The following is a 23,924-nucleotide window of genomic DNA, read 5'->3' as shown; positions in this document are numbered from 1 at the left end:
GTCGGCGCTTCCGCAATCGATTGTTGTCAGCGCCGGCGAAGCTGATATAGCGGGTGGCCAGGCTCGCGAAGACGGGCGTCAGCCATGAGGATGTCCGATGCGCGTACCCGCTTCCAAACCCCATTTGTCGCTCCCCCGCATCCTCGAGATGAATCTGGGCTTCCTTGGCCTGCAATTCTCGTTCGGGTTGCAGCAGGGGAATATGGCGCCGATCTACAGCTATCTGGGCGCGTCGGAGGCGACGATCCCGATGCTGCAACTGGCCGGGCCGATGACCGGCCTGCTGGTACAGCCGCTGATCGGTGCGCTGAGCGACCGGACCGACAGCCGCTGGGGGCGGCGGACGCCGTACTTCCTGCTCGGCGCGGTGCTGTGCGCGCTGGGGCTGTTCTTCATGCCGCTGAGTTCGTCGCTGTTGATGGCGGTGTCGCTGTTGTGGATCCTCGATGCCGGCAACAACATCACGATGGAGCCGTATCGCGCCTATGTCAGCGACCGGCTGAACGAAAATCAGCATCAGGTCGGGTTCCTGACGCAAAGCGCCTTCACCGGCGCGGCGCAGATGCTGGCGTTCCTGACCCCGTCGCTGCTGGTGTGGGCGGGGATGAACCAGGACTGGGTCGACGCCCACAACATCCCCTATACCGCGCGGATCGCGTTCATGGTCGGGGCGGTGCTGAGCTTCTCGACGATCCTGTGGTCGATCTGGCGCGTACCCGAATTGCCGCTGGCGCCGGAAGAACGCGCCCGCATCGCCGCCGAGCCGAAGGGGTTCGCTGCGATGCTGAAGGAGATCGGATCGGCGATCCGCGACATGCCGCTGGCGATGCGCAAGCTGGCGCTGATGAGCCTGTTCCAATGGTATGCGATGGCCGCCTATTGGGCATATGTCATCTATTCGATCGGCCGGTCGGTCTATGGCACGGCCGAGGCAACATCGACGGGCTTCCATTCGGCGGTGCTGACCAATGGCGAGATGGCGGCATTCTATAACGGCGTCGCGTTCCTCGCGGCGTTCGCGATGGTGCCGCTGGCCAAGCGGATGGGCGCGGCCGGGCTGCACGCCATCTGCCTGATCCTTGCCGGGATCGGCATGGTCTGGCTGCCGCATGTCACCCAGAAATGGATGTTGTTCCTGCCCGCGATCGGCATCGGCATCGGCTGGGCCAGCATCATGGGCAATCCCTATGTGATCCTCGCCGGATCGATCCCGCCCGAGCGGACCGGGGTCTATATGGGCATCTTCAACATGATGATCGTGATCCCGATGCTGATCTTTTCGGGAACGATGTGGCTGTTCTACGACAGCCTGCTGGGCAGCGATCCGCGCAACGTGCTGACGCTGTGCGGGGTGTTGATGTTCGCCGCCGCCGCTGCGGTATGGACGGTGCGCGAGCGCAATGCGCAAGGGCTGCCGGTCGGCGCGACGCACAAGGCGGCGGCGTGACCATCGCACTGCACGGGGACGCGTCGAGCCTGATCCTCGAAGCGCGGCCCGATGCCGCGCCGCTGTGGCGATGGTGGGGGCCGCGGGTCGATGCCGACACGCTGCCGGTGCTCGCCGACACCCGGCCGCAGGCGTCCTTCTCGCTCGATCGCGACCAGCCGCTGGCGCTGGTGCCGAGCTATGGCACCGGCTGGTTCGGGCCTGCGGCGCTGCGTGCGCATCGCGGGGGGCAGGCGTTTGCGCAATGGTTCGACGATGTCGCCATCGCCGAGGAGGCGGACCGCGTCACCGTTACGCTCACCGACCGGACCGCGCGGGTGACCGTGGTGCAGCGCATCGCGATGGCGGGCGACATGCTGACCCTGTCGGCGAGCGTCACCAATGACGGCGACGAGGTGCTCGACATCGAATGGCTGGCGGCGGGGACGCTGCCGCTGCCGGGTGACAGCGCCACGATCCGCAGCTTCACCGGGCGGCACAATGCCGAGTTCGTGGTCCATGACGAAGCGATGCCGGCACATGGCTGGGTCCGCGAGAACCGGCGCGGGATGACCGGCCATGCCGGACCGCCGGGGCTGTTCGTGGTCGGGCCGGATGCGGGCTGGCACCATGGCCGGGTGCATGGCGCGCAACTGGCATGGTCGGGCAATCACCGCCTGTCGATCGAGCGCGACGACGACGGTTTCTGGATCCTGCAGATGGGCGAGGCGCTGGCCCCGGGCGAGATCCGGCTGGCGCCGGGCGAGACCTATGCGACGCCGGAGATGCTGGCGACCTGTTCGACCGCCGGGCTGAACGGCGCGGTGCAGGCATTCCATGCCGCCGTCCGGGCGCGCGCACCATGGGGCGGAGCGATGCGTCCGCGCCCGGTGCATGTGAATAGCTGGGAAGGGTTTTATTTCGACCATGACGAGGCGGCGCTGATGGCGCTGGCCGATCGGTCGGCGGGGCTGGGGGTCGAGCGGTTCGTGCTCGACGATGGCTGGTTCAAGGGGCGCGGCGACGATACGGCCGCGCTGGGCGACTGGGTCGCCGATCCGGTGAAATATCCGCGCGGGTTGAAGCCGTTGGCCGAGCATGTCGTCGGCCTCGGCATGGAGTTCGGGCTGTGGGTCGAACCCGAAATGGTCAATCCCGACAGCGATCTGGCGCGGGCGCATCCCGATTGGGCGTTGCAGCTGGACGGGGTACCCAAACTGACCTCGCGCAACCAGCTGGTGCTCGATCTGGGGCGGGCGGAGGTTCGGTCATATCTGTTCGATGCGATCGACGCGCTGCTGCGCGACCTGCCGATCGCCTATCTGAAATGGGATCATAACCGCGATCTGGCGCCCGCGGGCGATGCGCGGGGGCGGGCGGGCTATCATGCGCAAACGCTGGGTGCCTATGCGCTGATCGACCGACTGCGCGCGGCGCATCCGGCGGTCGAGATCGAAGCGTGCGCCGGCGGCGGCGGGCGCAGCGATGCCGGCATCGCCACGCGGACGCATCGCATGTGGACCAGCGATTGCATCGACGCGGTCAGCCGGGTCGCGATGCAGCGCGGCTTCCTGCATTTCCTGCCGCCCGAGATGATGGGATCGCATGTCGGCGCCAGCCCGGCGCATTCAACCGGGCGCAGCCAGAGCATGGCGTTCCGCGCCGCGGTGGCGCTGCCCGGCCATTTCGGGGTCGAGCTGGACCCGGCGGCGATCGCGCCCGCCGATGCGGTGACGCTGTCGGCGGCGATCGAGCGGTACAAGGCGTTGCGCGACCGGCTGCATCATGGCCGGCTGTGGATGGGCGAGGGTGGCGACAGGCTGCTGTGGCAGATGCACGGAGCGCCGGGCGATCTGTTGCTGAGCGTGACGCAGGTGCAGCCCATGACGGTGCGCCACCCGTTGCCGCTGCCCGTCCCGCCCTTGGCCGGCACGGGGCGGGTGCGGGTGCGTCTGCTCGATCTTGCCACCGTGCCCGGTCACCCGTTGCCCGATGCGCCCGTCTTTGCCGGGATGCGCGGCGCGGGCGTGGTGCTCGACGGCGACTGGATTGCCGCTGCCGGCCTGCCGATCCCGGCGATGAAGGCGGAGAGCGTCGCGCTGTTCGCCCTCACCGCCGCCTGAACCCTTTCCTGTCGAGAGCACTACCCATGACCATGCCCGCCCGCCGTTCCGCCGCCGATCAGCCGCTGCCGACCCATTGGAGCATCGATGCCGTGCGGCAGGCCGCCGATCAGCCCGAACTGGCGCTGCCGCTATTCTCGCTCGACGAACTGGCGCCGGTGGTGCCGGGGCACGACGTCTGGGACATGTGGCAGATCGCCTATGCCGATGGCCGCACCGCGTTCGTCGACGATCGCAGCTGGTGGTTCTTCCTCCTAACGCCGCAATTCGCCGATCCCGACGACCGGCACGATGCGGCGCGCATCCGGCTGACCAGCCATGGTGCCGATGGCTGGCGCGACCATGGCGATGCGTTTCCCGACGGGTTCACGCCCGGCAGCCGCGAATGGTCGGGATCGGCAGTGCTGGCCGAGGATGGCGAGACGCTGACCCTGTATTTCACCGCATCGGGGCGGCGGGGGCAGGCGCGGACGTTCGAACAGCGATTGTTCGAGTCGGTCGGGCGCTTTGCCGATGGCCGGGTCGGCGACTGGTCGGTGCCGGTCGAATCGATCGCCGCCGATGGCGCGACCTATCTGCGCGCCGATCAGGCGGAGGCGGTCGATGGCCGGATCAAGGGATTTCGCGATCCGGGCTATTTCCGCGATCCCGCCGACGGCGCCGAATATCTGTTGTTCGTCGGATCGGCCGGATGGGTCGACGACGTGCATGACGGGGTGATCGGCGTCGCGCGGCGCGACGCGCCCGATCAGCCGTGGCGGCTGGCGGCGCCGCTGCTCGAATCGATCGGGGTCAATAGCGAGCTGGAACGGCCACATATCGTGCTGGTCGACGGACGCTATTATCTGTTCTGGTCGACACAGGCGAAGCGGTTCGTCGACGGGGCCGGGGCGCCGACCGGGCTGTACGGCGCGGTCGCGGACAGCATGGCCGGGCCGTGGGTGCCGCTCAACGGGTCGGGGCTGGTCGCGGGCAATCCGGCGGCCGAACCCTATCAGGCCTATTGCTGGTGGGTGACGGGCGAGCTGGACGTGATCAGCTTTGCCGATTCGGTGGGGCTGAACGGCGTGGAGCCGGCCGATGGCGCGACGCGGCGCAAGCATTTCGGGGGGACGGCGGCGCCGTGGTTCCGGCTGGTGCTCGACGGGGACAAGGCGCGCTGGACGATGTGAGGTCGTCCGGCTTTGGATGCCGTGGGGCGTCGCCGGTTGGGTCCGGCGGCGCCCTTTTTTTGTGTGCGGTTATGGGCCTTTTGCCAAATGCGTCGCCCCAGCGCAGGCGGGGGCCTCGCGCGGCTCCTGCTCCGTGCTGTCATTGAGAGATCCCAGCCTGCGCTGGGATGACGTTTGCGGCATGGAGGCCGCCACACGCCGCGCACAAAAAAAGGGCGGCCCGGCCGAAGCCGTGCCGCCCGTCAGGCTTGGGAGGGGGTTAGAAACGGTAGCGGATCGAGCCGGTGACGGTCCGACCATAGAGCGCGGTGTTGTTGAACACGGCGCTGGTCGACGACAGGACCGGGTTCAGGTTGCCGCCGCCACGGAAGCCGAGCTTGTCGAACAGGTTGTTGACGTTCAGCCCCAATTCGATCCGGTCGACCGGGCGCACGGTCACGAAGCCGTTGACGAAGGTCGAGCCCTTGATCGTGTAGAGGTTGAAATCGTCCGAGGGCGTGCTGGTCTGTCCGTTCACGCTCACGCCGAACGCGACCACGCCTGCGTCATAGGAGGGCGAGATGACGTAGAGGAATTCGGGCAGGCCGCCGGGGCGGTTGCCGACCAGGGCCGCCGTCGCGCTGCTGACGATCTTCGAATTCGAATAGGTCGCATCGGCGGCGAGGTGGAAGTTGCCGTAGTTGAGGCGGCTCGAGAACTCGACGCCGAACGAGCGATAGCCGTTCGAAATGTTCGGGTCGTTGTTCGGGGCCGGATTGTTGATGCGGGTGAAGTCGTAGTTGTTTTCGGTCAGCGTCGAGCGGAAGCCGGTGATTTCGACGGTGTAGGACGCATCGCCCAGCACGCTGCCGCGCTGCTTCAGGCCGATTTCCTGCTGATTGAGGAAGTTGACCGAGGTCTGCTGCCCCTGCGCGTTGAGCGAGCCGTCGGCGTTGAAATTGCCCGACAGGACGCGGCGATCGGCGTTGAAGCGGCCGCCGCGGCTGACGCGGGCGAAAGCGCTGGTATTGCCGCTGAAGGCGTAGAGCGCACCGACCGACCAGCTGACATAGCTGTCGCTGTAATCGATATTCTCGACCGTCGGGTTGAGGACCAGCGACGGGAGGAGCGCCGATCCCAGCGCGTCGCTGGCGCGGACGGTCGGGCCGGCGACGCCGCCCTGTGCCGTGCCCTTGCCGCTGACATTGTCGTAGCGGACCGAGGCGTCGAGGTTCAGACCGCCGGTTTCATAGCCGACCTGCAGGAACGGGGCGACGTCGGTGTAGCTGAGATCGACGCGACGGGCGCAGCAGCTGCCCCAATTGTCGTTGAAGCCGGCCTGACCCGCAGCGGTCAACTGCGTGCCGATCGTCGAGAACAGGTCGAGCGGCGCCGCATTCTCGCCGTTGATCTCGGCGAAGTTGCGGTTGACGTGCCAGTCCTGCTCGATGTTCTGCTTCATCACGAACACGCCGGTCGAGAAGGTCGCCTTGCCACCGCCCAGGTCGAACTTGCCGTTCAACGCGAGGTTGTTGGCGAAGTTGTTCATGTTCTTCATCAACGTGTTGATGTTCGGATTATTGTTGATGTAGGTCCCGGTGTAGAGCTGCCCCTGGTTCGGACCGGCGGCATAGCGGACCGAGCCGACGACCTGTCCGTTGACGCACGACCCGATCACGCCGTTCGCACCCGCCGAGCCGGCGGCGCAGGAAACGCCGGCGACCGTGTTCACCCGATTGGTAACGTTGATGAACTGGGTCGTGAAATTGCCGCTGATCCACTGATAGCGGATGACGTTGTCGAGCGTCAGATTGTCGGTCAGGTCGTAGTGGAACTGTGCGCCCAGACCGGTGACGCGCGGATGGATGCCCTGGATCTCCGCGCTGCGCAGGCCGCCGCCGTCATAGTCGAGATACTGGAAGCGGCGGTTGTAGATCGAATAGGACGAGCCGTCGCGTCCGTCGAAGGTCGGCAGCGGGGCGAAGCCGGTGACCTTGTTCCCGTCCAGCGTCGCGATCGACGGGGTGGTGGTGTTGGTCGGCGCCTGTTCGTCGAGCCGCTTGAAATACAGGCGGACGAAGCCGCGGCCGTCGGGCAGATCCTTGGTGATGTTCGCCTTGATCTGATAGCCGCGCAGAATGTTGAAGCGTTCGTTGGTCAGGCCGCCGCCGTTGCGGGCATAGCCGCCGACATGGAAGCGCAGCGTGTTGTTGATCGGCGCGCCATAGTCGAAATCGACGCGATGCTCGCGGAAACCGATGCCGTTCGAATAGGCGACCTGGCCCCCGGCCTTGTCGCCGGTCTTGCTCAGATAGTTGATGACTGCGCCCGGCGCCTGGCTGGAGAAGGTCGAGGCCGAACCCCCGCGCACCGCTTCGACGCGCTGCACATTCTGGTCGAAGCGCAGCCAGTAGTCGTTGTTGCCGAAGTTGATGTCGCCGAACAGGACGGTGGGCAGGCCGTCTTCCTGCAACGCCACATATTCCGAACCGCCGGTCGACACCGGAATGCCGCGCACGCCGATATTGGCGTTACCGCCCGGGCCGGCGGTGTCGCTGGGCTGCAGGCCGGGGATGTTGCGCAGCACTTCGGCTTCGGAACGCGGCGTGAAATTGGTGATCGCGTCGTTGCTGAGCTGCGTGACCGAGATCGAGCTGCGGAAGCGCGAGCGTTCGCCGCTGCTGGCAGTGACGACGATTTCGTCGGTCGCCTCGGCCGGATCGGGGATCGCGCCGGGGGCTTCGCTGGTCGTCTGCGCCTGGGGCGCGCCGACCTGGGCGATGGCCGGCGATGCGACCAACAGGGCAATCGGCGACGAGCACGCAAGCAGAACCGGCAATTTCATGGCAACCCTCCTGAACGGCCTCCCTGACGGGGCCTATGGCTGCTACATATACCTGCCGCAATCGTTTGCAAGCGGTAATGCAAAGGATTGTATTAACGATCTGGGACTAAAGCGTCGTTGCGCCGATCTGTTGCAGAAATGCCGCATGCATCGGCATCGACCGCGCCATCGCCTCGATCGCACCGGATAGACGATCGACGAAGCCGGCGCTGTTGGTGGTGTCGAGCAACGGGTCGAGCGACACCGGATCGTTCAGCTGGCCGATATGCACCGCCAGCCAGCTGGGCGGCCCGAACAGATCCATGTCACGCGCGACGAGACGCCCGCCATGCCGGAAATGCGCGATCTTCAGCGCGACCGTATCGGGCACCGCCATGTCCGCGCAGTCGCGCCACAACGGCGCATCGTCGCGCGCGGTCAGCTTGTAATGCAGGATCAGGAAGTCGCGGATGCGTTCATATTCGGTGATCGCGACGCGATTATATTCGTCGATCAGCAGCGGGTCGAAATCGCGCGTCGGGAAATAGGCGAGCAGCTTGGCGATGCCGGTCTGGATCAGGTGGATGCTGGTCGATTCGAGCGGTTCCATGAACCCGCTCGACAGGCCGATCGCGACGACGTTGCGGTTCCAGAAGCGCCGCCGCCGTCCGGTGGTGAAGCGCAGGAAGCGCGGGTCGGCCAGCGCCTTCCCATCGAGGTTCGCCAACAGCATGGTCGCTGCTTCGTCGTCGGACAGATGGCGGCTGCAATAGACATAGCCATTTCCGGTGCGATGCTGCAGCGGGATGCGCCATTGCCAGCCCGCCGCGCGCGCGGTCGACCGGGTATAGGGCGTCAGGCCGTCGCCACCGGTTTCGCACGGCACCGCCACCGCGCGGTCGCAGGGCAGCCAGTGGGTCCAGTCGTCATAGCCGGTCGCCAGCGCGCCTTCGATCAGCAGCCCGCGAAATCCCGAACAGTCGATGAACAGATCGGCGGCGAGGGTGCGCCCGTCGTGCAGCGTGACGGACGCGACGTTGCCGCTGTCCCCCGCTAGCGCGGCGTCGGCGACCTTGCCCTCGACCCGGACGACGCCGCGTGCCTCGGCATAGCGGCGCAGGAACGCGGCGTAGAGGCCGGCATCGAAATGATAGGCATAGTCGAAGGTCGAGGCGACGCTGCGCGGATCGGCCATCGGCCGTGCGAACCGGCCATGCTTCGCCGCGCCCCATGCCATCGACAGGTCGTCGAGCGGGACGGGCGACCCGGCGGCCCGCGCCGCCAGCCAATGCTGATGCACCGCGACCAGATCGAACGGTTTGCCGAAGGTACCGAACGGGTGGAAATAGCGATGCCCCCGCCGTGCCCAGTCGACGAATTCGATGCCGAGTTTGAAACTGCCCTTCGTCTCGCGCAGGAATTGAGCTTCGTCGATGCCGAGCGTGTCGTTGAACAGCTTGATCGGCGGGATCGTCGCCTCCCCGACGCCGACCGTGCCGATCTCGTCCGATTCGATCAGCGTGATCGCGCAGCGTTTGCCGAGCGCATGTGCCAGTGCCGCCGCGCTCATCCATCCCGCCGTGCCGCCACCGACGATCAGGATCGAGCGAATTGCCGATTGCGGTTGGTCCACGCTGCACTCTCCATCGGTCCGCGTTTGCCACGGTTCTGGGGGAGGTTTAGTGCGGGTTGGGTCGGACTGCAATCGAGTGCGGTCGGGCAGCCTCGCCCCGGACTAGATCGATCGACATGCCATTCTCCGTACGGGGGACGACTGCTCTATCTGCTATCGTCACTCCCGCAGAGGCGGGAGTCCATAGGCGCCAGCGTCGCGAATCCAGCCGAATCGTCGGCGGTTATGGATTCCCGCCTGCGCGGGAATGACGAACATTCAAGATCGTCGCTGAATGTCGATCGGCCTTGAGGCAGGCTTGTGCGACACGCCGCGCCCGTGCCGTACCGCCGCGAAGGCGAGACCTTTGCGACAATCGCTCAATCACCTGAAAACTCCGGTACCCCGGCGAAGGCCGGGGTCCAGTTGGGAAGGTTTTCCGTAGCTTATCGACGTCCCCCAACTGGGCCCCGGCATGCGCCGGGGTACGAGAAGAGCTTTTGCAGAGGTGTCACCTTTACGGGAATAGGGTGCAGTAGCGTTCCGCGGAGGTTTGCCTCGAACCCGGGGGGGCGCTTCGTCTTCGTAGCGGCAGTAAAGGCGGGGCCCCCGGTCAAGCCCGGGCAACGGATCGCTCGCCTACTTCCCCTTCGGCGCCAGCGCCTGCCGGATCGGTTCGACCCATTGGCCTTTGTCGATGTCGTACACCACGAAATCGCTGTCGAACTGCCAATAGGCCCAGGGGAAGCCATGCGCTTCCGCCTCGCGGCGGACGGCCGAGGTGTAACGGACGCGGGCCTCCATCGGGATGCCGCTCTTGTCATAGGCGCCGAATTCGCCGAGCAGGATCGGGCGGTTGTTCGCCTTCGACCACGAAGCCACCTTGTCGTAATCGGCCTTGATCCGCGCTTCGTCGGCGGCGGTGAAGGGAACGCCGCTGACCTTCGCCATATCCTCGGCCCATGGCGCGCCCTGATGGGTGAAGCGGAAGGGTTCGTAGGAATGGAACGTCACGATGATGTTCCGGTCGTCCTTGGGCAGGTCGAGCGTCGGCAGTTCCTCGAGATTGTTCCAGCGGGTCGGGCCGATGACGAGCGTCCGGTTCGGATTGGTCGCGCGCACGATCGGGATCAGTTTGGCGAGCATCGCATTCCACCGCGCGGCGTCGAGGGGCGCGTGCGGCTCGTTGAGCAGTTCGAAGAGCACGGTGTTCGGCGCGCTCCGATAGCGTTCGCCGATCTGCTGCCAGAAGGCGATCAGCTTCGGCTCGCAGGCATCGGGCGCCGCCGAACAGCGATTAAAGTCATGTTCGTCGAGGATGACGGTCAGGCCGGCGGCAGTCGCTTCCTTCACCACCCGGTCGAGCGTTGCCAGCCATAGTGGGTTCAGCCGGTTCTGCGCGTCCATATCCTCGAACGCCTGCAGCACGACGCGGACGAAATCGAAGCCGCCCTGCTCGATGATCGCGAAATGCTTGGTCTGGAACCGCGCCTTGGCCGGGTCGCGCCACAGTGGGTCATAGCCGATGATGTTGACGCCGCGCTTCAGCGTGGCCGCCGCCTGCCATGCCGGCTCGGGGGTCTGGGCGGGGGTCGCCGACAACGGTGTCACGATCAGCGCGGCGGCGAAAAGGGCGAGGGATTTGAAGCGCATGCGGGGTTCTTTCGGACGGGGCGGACGCGCGAGGCTATCGCGGTCCGCGCCGCCGTTCAATCATGCTCAGCGCCGCCGCTTCGCCCCGTCAAGCGCTGAGAGCACGCCGCGCATGGTACGCACTTCCTGCGACGTCCAGCCGGGCTTGGTCAGCAGCGTGCGCAGCGTCCGGCGCGAGGTGGCGGCGCGTTCGGGCGGGAAGAAGAAGCGTGCCGCCTCCAGCATGTCGTCGAGCTGGCCGATCATGCCCTCCAGCTCCTCATGCGGGGCGGGTTCGCCTAGGTCGACGACCGGCGGGCTGGCGAGATCCTGCCCCTTCGACCATTCATAGGCGACGAGGATCACCGCCTGCGCGAGGTTGAGCGAGCTGAATTCGGGGTTGATCGGCACGGTCAGGATGGTGCGGGCGAGGGCCACGTCGTCGGTTTCGAGGCCGGAGCGTTCGGGGCCGAACAGGATCGCCGAGCGACCGGCCTCGGCACGGATCGCCTGTGCGGCGGCTTCGGGCGTCGCGACCGGCTTGGTGATGCCGCGCTTGCGGACAGTGGTGGCGTAGACATGGGCGCAATCGGCGACGGCATCGGCGACGCTGTCATAGACGGTGGCGTCGCGCAGGACGCTGTCGGCGCCGCTGGCGGCGGGGCCGGCTTCGGGATTGGGCCAGCCGTCGCGCGGGGCGACGAGGCGCATCTCGGTAAGGCCGAAGTTGAGCATCGCCCGCGCGGCCTTGCCGATATTCTGGCCGAGCTGGGGGCGGACGAGGACGATGACGGGTTGGCGGGACTCAATGCCCCCCCGTTCGGTTCGAGCAGCATCGAGCTTGTCGAGGTGCGTCTGTCGGGAACTCGCCGCCGTGGACACGGTCGACCAGTCGCCGCGGAACAGCCCTTCCTTCTTCTTCTTCGACCAGTCCTTGACCTGCGCTTCACGCTCCAGCGCTTCGGTGCGGCTCTGGAAGGTTTCGCTCCACATCAGTTCGATCGGCAGGCGATCGGCGGTGTAGCCGGGGATCGCACCCGATTGATGCTCGGCGATGCGGCGGTCGAGGTCGTCGGTGTGGCCGGTATAGTAGGTGCCGTCCGAGCATTTCAGGATGTAGACGTGGAACATGGGAGGCCTTCTCGGGCGGGTTTCAGCCACGTTCGATACTGGTCGAACCGGATCGGGGGAAGGGGGTGCCCCGAACGACTGCGTTCTCGACGGACGCTTCTCGGCAGGCTCGAAGCTGCTCGAACCGAACGGGGTGGGGGGAAGGGACCTTACCCCTTCGCCGCGTCCCCGACCGTGCCCGCAAACGCCTCGAAATCCTTCGCTTCGCGGAAGTCCTTGTAGACGCTGGCGAAGCGGATGTAGGCGACCGGATCGAGGCCCTGCAGCCCCTCCATCACCAGTTCGCCGATCCGGCCCGAGGGGATTTCGCTGTCGCCGGTGGTTTCGAGCTGGCGCTGGATGCCCGAGACGAGGCGTTCGACCTGCGCGGGCGTGATCGGGCGTTTGCGGCAGGCGGTGGCGACCGAGCGGAGCAGCTTGTCGCGGTCGAAGGGCTGGCGGCGGTCGCCGGACTTGACGACGGTCAGGTCGCGCAGCTGGATGCGCTCGAAGGTGGTGAAGCGCGCGCCGCAGCCGGTGCATTGCCGTCGCCGCCGGATCGCGGCGCCGTCGTCGCTCGGGCGGCTGTCCTTCACCTGGCTGTCGTCATGGGCACAGAACGGGCAGCGCATCGGTCATCCTGTCAAACCACCCGCGCCACCCGGTGGCGGCGCGGGCGGGGCGCGTCAGTAACGCGGCTTCTTGTTCGCCTTGTACCAGGCATAGCCCGCACCGGCGGCGGCGCCGATCAGCGGGCCGACGAACGGCACCGGAATGGCGACGACCGCGCCGAGCGCGCCCCATTTCGCCATGCTTTTGCCGAGCGATTTGTCCTTCACCATGCGACCTCCTTACAGACCCGGATAGATCGGGAACCGCTCGCACAGCGCCCGAACACGGGCCTTAACGTCCGCCTCGACTTGCGGGTCCCCGGCCTCGCCCCTGGCGCGCAGGCCGTCGAGCACGTCGGCGACCATATGGCCGATCTCGGTGAACTCGGCCTTGCCGAAGCCGCGGGTGGTGCCTGCCGGGCTGCCGACACGGATGCCGCTGGTCTTGACCGGGGGGAGGGGATCGAACGGGATGCCGTTCTTGTTGCAGGTGATCGCGGCGCGCTCCAGCGCCTCGTCGGCGTCCTTGCCGGTGACGCCCAATGGGGTCAGGTCGATCAGCGCCAGATGCGTGTCGGTGCCGCCGGCGACGACGTTCGCGCCGCGATCTTTAAGCGTCGCAGCCAGCGTCTGCGCATTCTCGACGACGGCGCGGATATAGTCCTTAAACTCCGGGCGCAGCGCTTCGCCGAACGCGACCGCCTTGGCAGCGATGACGTGCATCAGCGGGCCGCCCTGAAGGCCCGGGAACACCGCCGAATTGATCTTCTTGGCGATGGCTTCGTCATTGGTCAGCACCATGCCGCCACGGGGGCCACGCAGCGTCTTGTGCGTGGTGGTGGTGACGACATCGGCATGGCCGAACGGGGTCGGGTGCAGACCGGCGGCGACGATGCCGGCGAAATGCGCCATGTCGACCATGAACTTGGCACCGACTTCATCGGCGATCGCGCGGAACTTCGCGAAATCGATATGGCGTGGATAGGCCGAACCGCCGGCGATGATCAGCGTCGGCTTGTGCTCGCGCGCGAGGGCTGCGACCTGATCGTAATCGATCAGGTGCGTTTCGCGATCGACGCCGTACTGGACCGCGTTGAACCACTTGCCCGACATCGCCGCCTTGGCACCGTGCGTCAGGTGGCCGCCGGCGTCGAGGCTCATGCCCATGATCGTGTCGCCGGGCTTGGTCAGCGCCAGCATCACGGCGCCGTTCGCCTGTGCGCCCGAATGCGGCTGGACGTTGACGAAGCCGCAGCCGAACAGCTGCTTGGCACGGTCGATCGCCAGCTGCTCGACCTCGTCCGAAGGGTGGCAGCCCTGATAGTAGCGCTTGCCGGGATAGCCCTCGGCGTATTTGTTGGTGAAGACCGAGCCCTGCGCCTGCAACACCGCCTTCGACACGATGTTTTCCGATGCGATCAGCTCGATCTGGTAGCGTTCGCGCTCCAGTTCGTGGGTGACGCCCGCGAATACGGCGGGGTCGGCATCGGCGAGGCTGGTTTCGAAGAAACCGTCGGGGCGGAACTGGTCGGTCATGGGGCGCGGCTCCCGCTGAGAAAGAGGTCGCGCGCGCTTTACTGCCCACGTCACATAATTGCCACCCGGGGAATCGGGTTTTCAGGCGGGCGGATTGCCGAGCTTGTCGACGCGGCGCTGGTGGCGATCGCCGCCGAACGGGGTCGCGAGGAAGGCGGTCAGGCAGGCCTTCGCCATTTCGCTGCCGACCAGCCGTGCCCCCATGGCGATGACGTTGGCGTCGTTATGTTCGCGCGCCAGCGATGCCGACAAAGGTTCGGACACCAGCGCGCAGCGGCAGGCGGCAACGCGGTTGACCGCGATCGAAATGCCGATGCCCGATCCGCACAAGGCGACGCCGAAATCGACGGTCTTGCCGCTAACTGCTTGTGCCAGCTTGTAACCATAGTCGGGATAGTCGACGCTTGCCGCTTCGGTGGGGCCGAGATCGGCGACTTCGTGTCCTTGGTCTTGCAACCAAGTGGCGAGTTCTGCCTTGAGCCCTAGGGCGGCGTGGTCGGATGCGATTGCGATACGGGCCATGCGCCGCTTCTAGCCGTCGGGATCGCCGGGCGCTAGGCTGAGGTCAACGATGAAGGCGAAAGGGACGGAAGGGATGCGTGGAACGATCATCGTCGCGGCGCTTGCGTTGAGCGCATGCGGCGCATCCGAACGGCGCAGCGAAGGAGCCGCGACCCAGGCCGCGATCGAGAACAGCGCCGCCACGCCGCTGCCCGCGCCCAAGGCACCGACCCCGCCGGTCACCCCCACTCCGACCCCGACCCCCAGCGCCACCGCGACGCCGGGGGCGACCCATTATCTGGGCCGCTGGACGGGCGTCGAGGGCATGTATCTGGTCGTCAGCGATCCGGCGCAGGGCGATGTGAAGCTGGAAATGCAATATGACCTCGACAACAAGGGCGATTATGTCGGGACGGTCGTACCCGAAGGCATCCGGTTCCAGCGGAACGGCGAGACGCTGATGCTGAAACCCAGCAACGGCGATGCAACGGGGCTGAAGTGGCTCGCGGGCAAGAAGGATTGCCTGACGGTCAAACCGGGCGAGGGCTATTGCCGTGACTGATATGGTCGAACCGGTTCCGGTCGTGCGGCCGCCGATCGCGGCGCTGCTGCTGGGCTATGCCGGGTTGTTGCCGCCGATCGTCGCGGTCGCCGTCCGGCTGATCGATCCGGCCAAGGGCGGGATGATGCTGGCGCTGGCGCTATTCTATGCGGCGCTGATCCTGAGCTTTCTGGGCGGCATGTGGTGGGGCGCGGTGTCGGCACGGGTGACCGGCGCGGCGCTGACGCCGTGGCTGGCGATCGCGGTGGTGCCGAGCCTGGTCGCGCTGGCGGCGGGGGCGGTGCTGTTCGCGTCGGTTCTGTCGGCGGCGGCGATCGTTGCCGCCGGGCTGTTGGGATCGCTGCTGGTCGACATGGCGCTGGTCCGGGCCGGGCATGTGCCGCCTTGGTGGATGAAGCTGCGGGTGCCATTGTCGGTGGGACTGGCGGCATTGACGCTGCTCACCGGGTTGCTCGCCCAGCCCTGACACAGTCGGGACAGGCATATCGCCCGTTTTCGATCTGGCGCCGTCTTTCCTCGTAAACTACTGATTGAAAAACGCAATAAACGCAGTATCTGCATGTTCCATGCGGATAGATTTCGATCATGCGCGCGAAGCGCTGGCGTTTTTGGAATATAATCAACTTGAGCCGAACGCGCTCAACTACGCAACGGCGCTTGCTTATCTGTCCAAGGCGTACGGAAACTTGTCCGACGACGTGAAGACGTCGATCGACAAGGGCGAATTGAGCGATACGCGCTTCGCGGAGATCGGCCGTCGGCATGCCGCCGAGATCGCCGATCGCGGCGAAGGTTCGCAGGATGCGGAAGCGCCGGCCGACGAGGCGTCGATCGCGGAGCGGCTGGCCGCGACCGAGCGCAGCGTCGCGGAATTGCGCGAACAGGTCGCCGCATTGCTTGCCACGGTCGAGCACAGCCGCGGCGGTGCAGTCGACGCCGAACATGACGAACTGACCCATGCGCTCAACCAGACCGGCGCGCGCCGCGTGCTCGATCAGATCGCTGCACAGGACCAGCGTTATGTGCTGGTGATGTTCGGGATCGACAAGCTGGTCGGGATCAACCGCCAATATGGCAATTCGGTCGGCGACAATATTCTCAACGCGTTCGCGAGCAAATTGGCGAACAGCTTTCCCGAGCATGAGGCGATCCGCTGGTCGGGCAACGAGTTCATCGTCGCCGTGCCGGGGCAGACACGGGCCGCGGTCCTCGCCCAGGCCGAGGAGGCGCTGCTGCTGCTCGAACGCCGCAAGTTCAAGCTGCGCGGATCGGGCGAGGCGATTGGCAAGGTGACGGCGTCGGCGGCGATCGTGGCCGATCAGAATAACGATGTTCAATGGGTGATTGAGGAGGCACGCGCCAAGTTGCAGGGCGCGATGCTGTCCGGCGGCAACCGGGTGGCAGTGTAGCGTTGCTTGCGTGCCCGGCACGGCGATGCCGAAGGGGGCATCGCGCCACGCTGCCGCGCCGTATGATGACAGCCCCCCCGGTGCCGGGGAGGATCGGGTTACGCCGCCTTGCGAAGTTCCAGCCGGCCCCAGATTTCGACCAGGGCGGCGGTCAGTTCCTGCATCATCGCCGTGTCGTGCGCCGGGCCGGGGGTGAAGCGCAGCCGTTCGGTGCCGCGCGGCACGGTCGGATAATTGATCGGCTGCACGTACACGCCATATTCGCGCAGCAATATGTCGCTGATCCGCTTCGCCTTTACTGGATCGCCGACCATCAGCGGCACGATATGCGTGGTCGTGTCCATCACCGGCAGCCCGGCATCGGCGAACAGCGTCTTGAGCGTCGACGCGGCGGCCTGTTGCCCCTCGCGCTCGGCGGTCGAGGCCTTGAGATGGCGGACGCTGGCGAGCGCGCCGGCGACCAGCACCGGCGACAGGCTGGTGGTGAAGATGAAGCCCGGCGCATAGGAGCGGATCACGTCGATCACGGTGCGATCGGCGGCGATGTAACCGCCCATCACCCCGAATGCCTTGCCGAGCGTCCCTTCGATGATCGTCAGGCGCGATGCGGCGTCGTCGCGTTCGGAAATGCCGCCGCCGCGCAGGCCGTACATGCCGACCGCATGGACCTCATCGAGATAGGTCAGCGCGTTATATTTGTCGGCGAGGTCGCAGATCGCGTGGATCGGCGCGACGTCGCCATCCATCGAATAGACGCTTTCGAACGCGATCAGCTTCGGCACCGACGGGTCCTCGGCCGCCAGCAATTCCTCGAGATGGGCGAGGTCGTTGTGGCGGAACACGCGCTTTTCGCAGCCCGAATGGCGGATGCCCGCGATCATCGACGCGTGGTTCAGCTCGTCCGAGAAGATGATGCAGCCCGGCAGGATGCGGGCGATGGTCGACAGCGTCGCCTCGTTCGAAACATAACCGCTGGTGAACAGTAGCGCCGCTTCCTTGTCGTGCAGGTCGGCGAGTTCGGTTTCGAGGTCGATGTGATAATGCGTGTTGCCGCCGATGTTGCGCGTGCCGCCGGAGCCGGCGCCGACATCGTGCAGCGCTTCCTCCATCGCCGCGATGACGGCGGGATGCTGGCCCATCGCCAGATAGTCGTTCGAGCACCAGACGGTGATCGGCTTCGGCCCGTTATGCCCGGCGAAGCAGCGCGCATTGGGGAATTGCCCCTTGTTGCGCAGGATGTCGATGAAGACGCGGTAGCGCCCTTCCTCGTGCAGGCGGTCGATCGCCTGTGCGAAGACACGGTTGTAATCGACCGAGCGGGCCGGAACTGCGTCGATGCTCATGGGGCGGGGGTGTACCCGTTGAAAGGCTGCGTTTCCAGCCGATAAAAGTGGTCACCGTGATCGACCGGCTTGGACATTTTGTCTCAGGTGGTTGGGGGGAAGCGGTTCACGCGAAGGCGCGAAGGGATTTTGGTTCGCGCAAAGGCGCAAAGGACGCAAAGGGGTTGCGACTGGGTCCGCCGTTTTGCTTCAGCGAAACCTTACCATCCCTTTTCGAGCGCCGGACGACGGATCGCTGCGCGATCGATGGCGACAGGCGCATCCTCTTTGCGTCCTTTGCGCCTTTGCGCGCAAAATAACCTGCTTCGCGCCTTCGCGTGAACCTATAGCGCCTCGACCGATGCGAAGCCGCGCGACTCGAGCCCCGCCGCGACCCGGCGTTCGCGTTCGCCGAGCCGGGTGAAGACCAGTCGTCCGGGGGAGGGGGCATCGGGAAATGCCTGTCCCGCCGTCAGCGCGGCGATGCGGCGGGCGATGCCGGGGCCGCCGTCGACGAAGGCGACCTGTGGCGCGACGGCGCGCATCGCGTCCTCCAGCAGCGGGAAGTGGGTGCAGGCGTTGACGATCACGTCGATCCGGTCGCCCGCCGGCTGGTCGAACAGTCCGGCGAGTTCGGCGGCGACGGCCGAGGGTGGGGGCGGGGTGCCGGCCAGCGCGCCCTCGGCAAGTTCGACCAGTGCCGCCGATCCGTGGCGCAGCACCGTGCAGTCGCCGGCGAAGCGCGCCGCGAGATCGTCGACATAGGGTTGGCGGACGGTCGCCTCGGTCCCGAGCACGCCGATCACCCGGCTGCGCGAGCGCTCCGCCGCGACCTTGATCGCCGGCACGGTGCCGACCACCGCCACGTCGAGCGCGGCGCGCACCACCGGCAGGGCGATGGTCGAGGCGGTGTTGCAGGCGATGACGACGAGGCGCGGGCGATAGCGTTCGACCAGCCGCCCGAGCAGCGCCGGCACGCGCGCCGCGATCTCCGCCTCGGTCTTGGTCCCATAGGGGAAGCCGGCCGAGTCGGCGGCATAGACGATCGGCGCGGTCGGCAGCAGCACGCGGGTCGGCGCGACCACCGACAGGCCGCCGACGCCCGAATCGAAGAACAGGATCGGTTGCGTCGTCTGGCCCATGACGGGCATACTCCCTTTGGCGTAGTCGGCCGCGTTGCATGGCGCCGCCGAACCCCTTACCCTCCGCGCGACAGACGGCAAGTTCAGGGGGCCATCCTGCCGAGCGAAATACTCTGGATCCCGCCGGCGGCGGCGTTGCTGATCGGTTATGTGCTGGGATCGATTCCGTGGGGCATATTGCTCACCCGCGTCGCCGGGGCGGGCGATTTGCGTACGATCGGATCGGGCAATATCGGCGCGACCAACGTGCTGCGCACCGGACGCAAGGGGCTGGCGGCGGCGACCTTGCTGCTCGACCTGCTGAAAGGGGCGGCGGCGGTGTGGATCGTCGCGCACGTTTATCCGGGCGAGGAACTGATCGCCGGGGCGGCGGCGTTCATCGGCCATTGCTACCCGGTCTGGCTGCGCTTTCGCGGGGGCAAGGGCGTGGCGACGATGATGGGCGTGGTCGTGGCGCTCAGTCCGTTCGCCGGGCTGGTCTATGCGATCGTGTGGCTGGGGCTGCTGGCGGGCCTGCGGATCTCGTCGGTGGCGGGCATGGCGGCGGCGGTCGCGGCGCCGCTGGCGGCGGCATGGGCCGGGCGGTTCGATCTGGTGCTGCTGTTCCTCGGCCTCGCGCTGATCGTGCTGTGGAAGCATCGCGAGAATATCGAGCGGCTGGTCGCCGGGACCGAGCCGAGGATCGGTCGCAAGCGTGACTGACTTTTTAGCTGAGGGCGGCGCCGGCCCGCTCCCCCACCCGGCCACCCAATCAGAATACGCTGTGGGTGGCCGGGTGCGGGTAGCCCAGCAAAGTACTACTTTGCTGGGACCCGTGGGGGAGCGGGCCGGCGCCGCTGAACAGAACGCGGCGCGGTTCGCGGCGCTGCGGTTGATCCGGTCGAGCAATATCGGGCCGGTTACCTTTCGCGCGCTGATCGAACGCTATGGCGATGCGGTGGCGGCGATCGAGGCGTTGCCGGTATTGGCAGCAAGGGGCGGGGGACGCGCGCCGGTGCTGGCCGACGAAGGCGCGGTGCGGCGCGAGATCGCGTGCGTACGGGCGCTGGGCGGGCGGTATCTGCTGCTCGGCGATCCCGATTATCCGGCGTTGCTGGCGGAACTGGACAGCGCGCCCCCCGCATTGATCGTACGCGGCGACCTGTCGTTGCTGACGCGCCCGGCGGTGGCGATGGTCGGCGCGCGCAATGCGTCGGCCGCGGCGTGCCGGTTCGCGCGCGGGCTGGCCGAGGAACTGGGCGCGGCAGGATATTGCGTGGTGTCGGGGCTGGCGCGCGGTATCGACACGGCGGTGCATCAAGGCGCGATCGGCCATGCGACGATCGGCGTCATCGCCAGCGGCATCGATGTGGTGTTCCCGCCCGAAAACGCCGCGTTGCAGGAGGATGTCGCGACGCGCGGGCTGCTGGTCGCTGAACAGCCGCCGGGTACGCAGCCGCTCGCCCGCCATTTTCCGTCGCGCAACCGGATCATCGCCGGGCTGGCGCTGGGCACGGTGGTGGTCGAGGCGGCGCCGCGATCGGGATCGCTCATCACCGCGCGGCTGGCCGGGGAGGCGGGGCGCGAGGTGATGGCGGTGCCGGGATCGCCGCTCGATCCCCGCGCACAGGGATGCAATATGCTGATTCGCGACGGTGCCACGCTCGTACAGAATGCCGCCGACGTCGCCGAAATGCTCCGGCCGATCGATGCGCGGGCGGTGCGGTCACCGGGCGGGGGCTATGCTGCCGAACCCACCGCGACCGATGCGAGCGATGGCGACCGGACGCGGATCACCGGGTTGCTGGGGCCGGTGCCGGTGGCGGTCGACGAACTGGTGCGGCAATCGGGATGCCCGACGACGGTGGTGCAGACGGTGCTGCTCGAACTGGAACTGGCCGGGCGGCTCGACCGGCATGCCGGCGGGCGGGTCAGTCTGGGGTAGCGCCTGCCATCAAACCGTAACGGCGCTACTTCACCGCACCCACCGACTTGACGCCACCCCCCGGCGCTCCCCACTCTCGCGTACGTACGCACAAGGACCGACCGCCACATCATGCAGCTTGTCATCGTCGAATCGCCCGCCAAGGCGAAGACCATCGAAAAATATCTGGGGTCCGATTACCGCGTCCTCGCTTCCTATGGCCATGTCCGCGACCTGCCGCCCAAGGACGGGTCGGTGAACCCGGACGAAGGGTTCGCGATGGATTGGGAAACGTACGCCGACAAGACGAAGCAGTTGAAGGCGATCACCGACCTTGCCAAGACCGCCGACCGACTGATCCTCGCGACCGACCCTGACCGTGAGGGCGAGGCGATCAGCTGGCATGTGCAGGAGGTGCTGAAGAAGCGCCGCGCGCTGCCCAAGGAAGTCGAGCGGGTCACGTTCAACGCGATCACCAAACCCGCAATTCTTGCGGCGATGAAGGCACCGCGGGAACTCGATACCGATCTGATCGACGCGTATCGGGCGCGGCGTGCGCTGGACTATCTCGTCGGGTTCACGCTGTCGCCGGTGCTGTGGCGCAAGCTGCCCGGCGCCAAGTCGGCGGGGCGCGTGCAGTCGGTGGCGTTGCGCCTGCTGGTCGAGCGTGAGCGCGAGATCGAGACGTTCGTCGCGCAGGAATATTGGTCGGTCGTCGCCAAGATGGAGGCCGATGGCACGCCGTTCGATGCGCGCCTCGTCAAGCTGAAGGGCAAGAAGCTCGACAAGCTGTCGCTCGGCGATGCCGGGTCGGCCGAGGTCGCCAAGGCGGCGGTGGTCGACGGCCGATTCACGGTCGTGAATGTCGAGACGAAGCCGGCGACGCGCAATCCGCCGCCGCCCTTCACCACCTCCACGCTGCAACAGGAAGCGGCGCGCAAGCTGGGCTTTTCGGCCAGCCATACGATGCGGGTGGCGCAGTCGCTCTATGAGGATGGCGCGATCACCTATATGCGGACCGACGGCGTGCAGATGGACGGGTCGGCGATCGATGCCGCGCGCGGGGCCATCGCCAACCGCTATGACGGCAGCTATGTCCCCGACAAGCCGCGCCAGTACCAGACCAAGGCCAAGAATGCGCAGGAAGCGCATGAGGCGATCCGGCCTACCGATTTTTCGAAAGACCGCGCCGGCAGTGGCGATCATGCACGCCTGTACGACCTGATCTGGAAGCGCGCGCTGGCCAGCCAGATGGCGTCGGCGCGGATGGAGCGGACGGCGGTCGAGCTGGAGGACCAGACCGGCCAGACCGGCTTGCGCGCGACCGGGCAGGTCGTGCTGTTCCCCGGTTATCTCGCGCTCTACGAAGAGGGCCGCGACGATGCGGCGGACGAGGATTCGCGCCGCCTGCCGTTGCTCCGCTCGGGCGATGCGCCAGCCAAGAAGGACGTGGTCGCCGAGCAGCATTTCACCCAGCCGCCGCCGCGCTTCTCCGAAGCGTCGCTGGTCAAGCGGCTGGAGGAACTGGGCATCGGGCGGCCGTCGACCTATGCCTCGATCATTCAGGTGCTCAAGGATCGCGGTTACGTTCGCGTTGAGAAGAACCGCTTCTTCGCCGAGGAAACCGGGCGGTTGCTGACCGCGTTTCTCGAACGCTTTTTCGAGAAATATGTCGGCTACGACTTCACGGCGGGGCTGGAGGAAGAGCTGGACGACGTGTCGGGCGGGCGGGCCGAATGGCAGGCGGTGCTCGAAGCCTTCTGGCGCGATTTCAAGCCGCGCACGTCGGAGGTGATGGAGCAGCAGCCTAGCGCGATCACCGCCGAGCTGGACCAGTTTCTGGGCAGCTATCTGTTCCCCGAAAAGGCCGACGGGACCGACCCGCGGCTGTGCCCCAATTGCGGCGAGGGGCGGCTGGCGTTGCGCGGCGGCAAGTTCGGGGCGTTCATCGCCTGCTCCAACTATCCGGAGTGCAAGTACACCCGCCGTTTCGCGCAGCCGGGTGGCGAGGAGGGCGGCGATGCCGGGCCGGAAGGGCTGGGCAAGGATCCGGCAACGGGGCTGGAGGTCGAGCGCAAGTCGGGCCGCTTCGGGCCGTACATTCAGTTGGGCGAGGGGAAGGACGCCAAGCGCGCGTCGATCCCCAAGGATATCGGCGAACTGAACCTCGAATGGGCGCTCAAGCTGCTGAGCCTGCCGCGCACCATCGGCAATCACCCGGAAACGGGCGAGCCGATCGAGGCAGCGATCGGGCGCTATGGCCCGTATCTGAAGCATGCCGGCAAATATGCGCGGTTGCAGTCGACGGCGGACGTGTTCGAAACGGGCATGAACGCGGCGGTGGTCAAGCTGGCCGAGGCGGCGGCAGGCGGCGGGCGTCCGGCGCGGGGTGCGGCCAAGGAGCCGCTGAAGGTGCTGGGCGCGCATCCGCGGACCGAGGCCGAGATCAAGCTGATGGAAGGGCGCTATGGCCCCTACGTCACCGACGGCACGACCAATGCGACGATCCCGAAGTCGATCGAACCGAACGCGCTGACGCTCGAGGAAGCGGCGCAACTGATCGACGACCGTGCGGCGGCGGCGCCGGCCAAGGGCAAGAAGAAGCCCGCGGCCAAGAAGGCGGCACCGAAGAAGGCGGCGGCGAAGGATGCCAAGCCGGCGGCGAAAAAGCCTGCTGCGAAGAAGGCCGCGCCGAAAAAGGCGGCGGCGGACTGAACCCGTCCCCCTGCGGCCGGTTCGTCCGGCCGCAGCGGGTCAGTGCGCGCGAACCTCGGTCCGCAGGAAGGCGCGGGCGGCCTTTTGCGCGTCGGCGATCTGGCGCGGCGTCATGTCGCAGGCGATCTCGGCGCGCCAGTGCTGCGCATCCTCCAGCCCCGACATCGCGGCGAGGTTGAACCACTTATGGGCTTCGACCAGGTCGATGACCGTGCCTCCAGTGCCGCTGGAATAGCAGATGCCGAGTTCAAACCACGCGGCGCCGGTGTCGCGTTGCGCTTCTTCTGCCCGGCTTTCCTGGAGAAAGCGGGCGCCTTCCAAACCAATGCCCATATCCACAACCCC

General features: G+C 66.8%; 21 protein-coding genes. 10 read left to right on the top strand and 11 right to left on the bottom strand.

The window, feature by feature from the left end; all coding sequences use genetic code 11:
* Positions 1-97 precede the first annotated feature (97 nt).
* Genes MF607_RS10795 through MF607_RS10785 form a run of 3 tightly spaced genes read left to right on the top strand, consistent with a single transcriptional unit; the run spans position 98 to position 4,721 of the window.
* Positions 98-1,447: an MFS transporter gene (locus MF607_RS10795; RefSeq protein ID WP_242118465.1), complete on the top strand. Its 1,350-nt coding sequence runs from the start codon at positions 98-100 to the stop codon at positions 1,445-1,447.
* Entirely contained in the window at positions 1,444-3,549 is a 2,106-nt protein-coding gene (locus MF607_RS10790) for an alpha-galactosidase (protein WP_242118463.1), read from the top strand. The genes MF607_RS10795 and MF607_RS10790 overlap by 4 nt, the downstream gene beginning before the upstream one ends.
* 26 nt (positions 3,550-3,575) lie before the next feature.
* A complete protein-coding gene (locus MF607_RS10785) occupies positions 3,576-4,721 on the top strand; it encodes a glycoside hydrolase family 68 protein (RefSeq protein WP_242118461.1) in 1,146 nt (381 codons plus the stop codon).
* Between the two features lie 259 nt (positions 4,722-4,980).
* On the opposite strand, the gene MF607_RS10780 is transcribed toward MF607_RS10785, so the two are convergent.
* From MF607_RS10780 to rpiB, 8 genes are all read right to left on the bottom strand, one after another.
* Positions 4,981-7,545 carry a TonB-dependent receptor domain-containing protein gene (locus MF607_RS10780; RefSeq protein ID WP_242118459.1) on the bottom strand — a complete coding sequence of 855 codons (2,565 nt, stop codon included), beginning with the start codon at positions 7,543-7,545 and terminating at the stop codon, positions 4,981-4,983.
* A gap of 106 nt (positions 7,546-7,651) precedes the next feature.
* Positions 7,652-9,094, bottom strand: a complete 1,443-nt coding sequence (locus MF607_RS10775) for a tryptophan halogenase family protein (RefSeq protein ID WP_242118511.1) — start codon at positions 9,092-9,094, stop codon at positions 7,652-7,654.
* 681 nt (positions 9,095-9,775) lie between these two features.
* Positions 9,776-10,789: a glycoside hydrolase family 5 protein gene (locus MF607_RS10770; RefSeq protein WP_242118455.1), complete on the bottom strand. Its 1,014-nt coding sequence runs from the start codon at positions 10,787-10,789 to the stop codon at positions 9,776-9,778.
* Between the two features lie 66 nt (positions 10,790-10,855).
* Positions 10,856-11,899, bottom strand: coding sequence for a TrmH family RNA methyltransferase (locus MF607_RS10765; protein ID WP_242118453.1), 1,044 nt, complete (start codon positions 11,897-11,899; stop codon positions 10,856-10,858).
* Between the two features lie 149 nt (positions 11,900-12,048).
* On the bottom strand, positions 12,049-12,510 hold the full coding sequence (nrdR, locus tag MF607_RS10760; RefSeq protein ID WP_242118451.1) for a transcriptional regulator NrdR: 462 nt from the start codon (positions 12,508-12,510) through the stop codon (positions 12,049-12,051).
* Positions 12,511-12,564: 54 nt separating this feature from the next.
* On the bottom strand, positions 12,565-12,720 hold the full coding sequence (locus MF607_RS10755; protein WP_242118448.1) for a hypothetical protein: 156 nt from the start codon (positions 12,718-12,720) through the stop codon (positions 12,565-12,567).
* A gap of 9 nt (positions 12,721-12,729) precedes the next feature.
* Positions 12,730-14,025 (bottom strand): serine hydroxymethyltransferase, encoded by a 1,296-nt coding sequence (glyA, locus tag MF607_RS10750; RefSeq protein ID WP_242118446.1) that lies wholly within the window; start codon positions 14,023-14,025, stop codon positions 12,730-12,732.
* Positions 14,026-14,106: 81 nt separating this feature from the next.
* Positions 14,107-14,547 carry a ribose 5-phosphate isomerase B gene (gene rpiB, locus MF607_RS10745; RefSeq protein ID WP_242118445.1) on the bottom strand — a complete coding sequence of 147 codons (441 nt, stop codon included), beginning with the start codon at positions 14,545-14,547 and terminating at the stop codon, positions 14,107-14,109.
* A 73-nt stretch (positions 14,548-14,620) separates the two neighbouring features.
* Between rpiB and MF607_RS10740 the strand changes: the two genes are divergently transcribed.
* From MF607_RS10740 to MF607_RS10730, 3 genes are all read left to right on the top strand, one after another.
* Entirely contained in the window at positions 14,621-15,088 is a 468-nt protein-coding gene (locus MF607_RS10740; RefSeq protein WP_242118443.1) for a hypothetical protein, read from the top strand.
* Between the two features lies 1 nt (position 15,089).
* Positions 15,090-15,554, top strand: coding sequence for a DUF3429 domain-containing protein (locus MF607_RS10735; protein WP_242118441.1), 465 nt, complete (start codon positions 15,090-15,092; stop codon positions 15,552-15,554).
* Positions 15,555-15,654: 100 nt separating this feature from the next.
* Positions 15,655-16,497 carry a GGDEF domain-containing protein gene (locus tag MF607_RS10730; protein ID WP_242118439.1) on the top strand — a complete coding sequence of 281 codons (843 nt, stop codon included), beginning with the start codon at positions 15,655-15,657 and terminating at the stop codon, positions 16,495-16,497.
* 98 nt (positions 16,498-16,595) lie between these two features.
* Here MF607_RS10730 and hemA read toward each other — a convergent pair whose 3' ends face one another.
* A complete protein-coding gene (hemA, locus tag MF607_RS10725; protein ID WP_242118437.1) occupies positions 16,596-17,840 on the bottom strand; it encodes a 5-aminolevulinate synthase in 1,245 nt (414 codons plus the stop codon).
* Between the two features lie 56 nt (positions 17,841-17,896).
* Here hemA and MF607_RS10720 point away from each other — a divergent pair, with 56 nt between their 5' ends.
* Entirely contained in the window at positions 17,897-18,139 is a 243-nt protein-coding gene (locus MF607_RS10720; protein ID WP_242118434.1) for a hypothetical protein, read from the top strand.
* Between the two features lie 24 nt (positions 18,140-18,163).
* Here the strand turns inward: MF607_RS10720 and murI are convergent, their stop codons facing one another.
* Positions 18,164-18,961 (bottom strand): glutamate racemase, encoded by a 798-nt coding sequence (murI, locus tag MF607_RS10715; RefSeq protein WP_242118432.1) that lies wholly within the window; start codon positions 18,959-18,961, stop codon positions 18,164-18,166.
* 96 nt (positions 18,962-19,057) lie between these two features.
* Between murI and plsY the strand changes: the two genes are divergently transcribed.
* From plsY to topA, 3 genes are all read left to right on the top strand, one after another.
* Complete coding sequence (plsY, locus tag MF607_RS10710) at positions 19,058-19,663, top strand: glycerol-3-phosphate 1-O-acyltransferase PlsY (RefSeq protein ID WP_431311939.1); 606 nt, start codon at positions 19,058-19,060, stop codon at positions 19,661-19,663.
* A gap of 112 nt (positions 19,664-19,775) precedes the next feature.
* The gene (gene dprA / locus MF607_RS10705) at positions 19,776-20,885 is read left to right on the top strand and encodes a DNA-processing protein DprA (RefSeq protein WP_242118427.1); all 1,110 of its coding nucleotides are present in this window, start codon (positions 19,776-19,778) and stop codon (positions 20,883-20,885) included.
* A 111-nt stretch (positions 20,886-20,996) separates the two neighbouring features.
* Positions 20,997-23,579 (top strand): type I DNA topoisomerase, encoded by a 2,583-nt coding sequence (topA, locus tag MF607_RS10700; protein WP_242118425.1) that lies wholly within the window; start codon positions 20,997-20,999, stop codon positions 23,577-23,579.
* 39 nt (positions 23,580-23,618) lie between these two features.
* Here topA and MF607_RS10695 read toward each other — a convergent pair whose 3' ends face one another.
* On the bottom strand, positions 23,619-23,912 hold the full coding sequence (locus MF607_RS10695) for an SEL1-like repeat protein (protein WP_242118508.1): 294 nt from the start codon (positions 23,910-23,912) through the stop codon (positions 23,619-23,621).
* Positions 23,913-23,924: the final 12 nt, after the last annotated feature.

Origin of the sequence: Sphingomonas lacusdianchii, assembly GCF_022664395.1 — a bacterium.
Classification (GTDB): domain Bacteria; phylum Pseudomonadota; class Alphaproteobacteria; order Sphingomonadales; family Sphingomonadaceae; genus Sphingomonas; species Sphingomonas lacusdianchii.
Note: the sequence above shows the minus strand (reverse complement) of the source record. Positions and strands in the feature narration are given on the sequence as shown.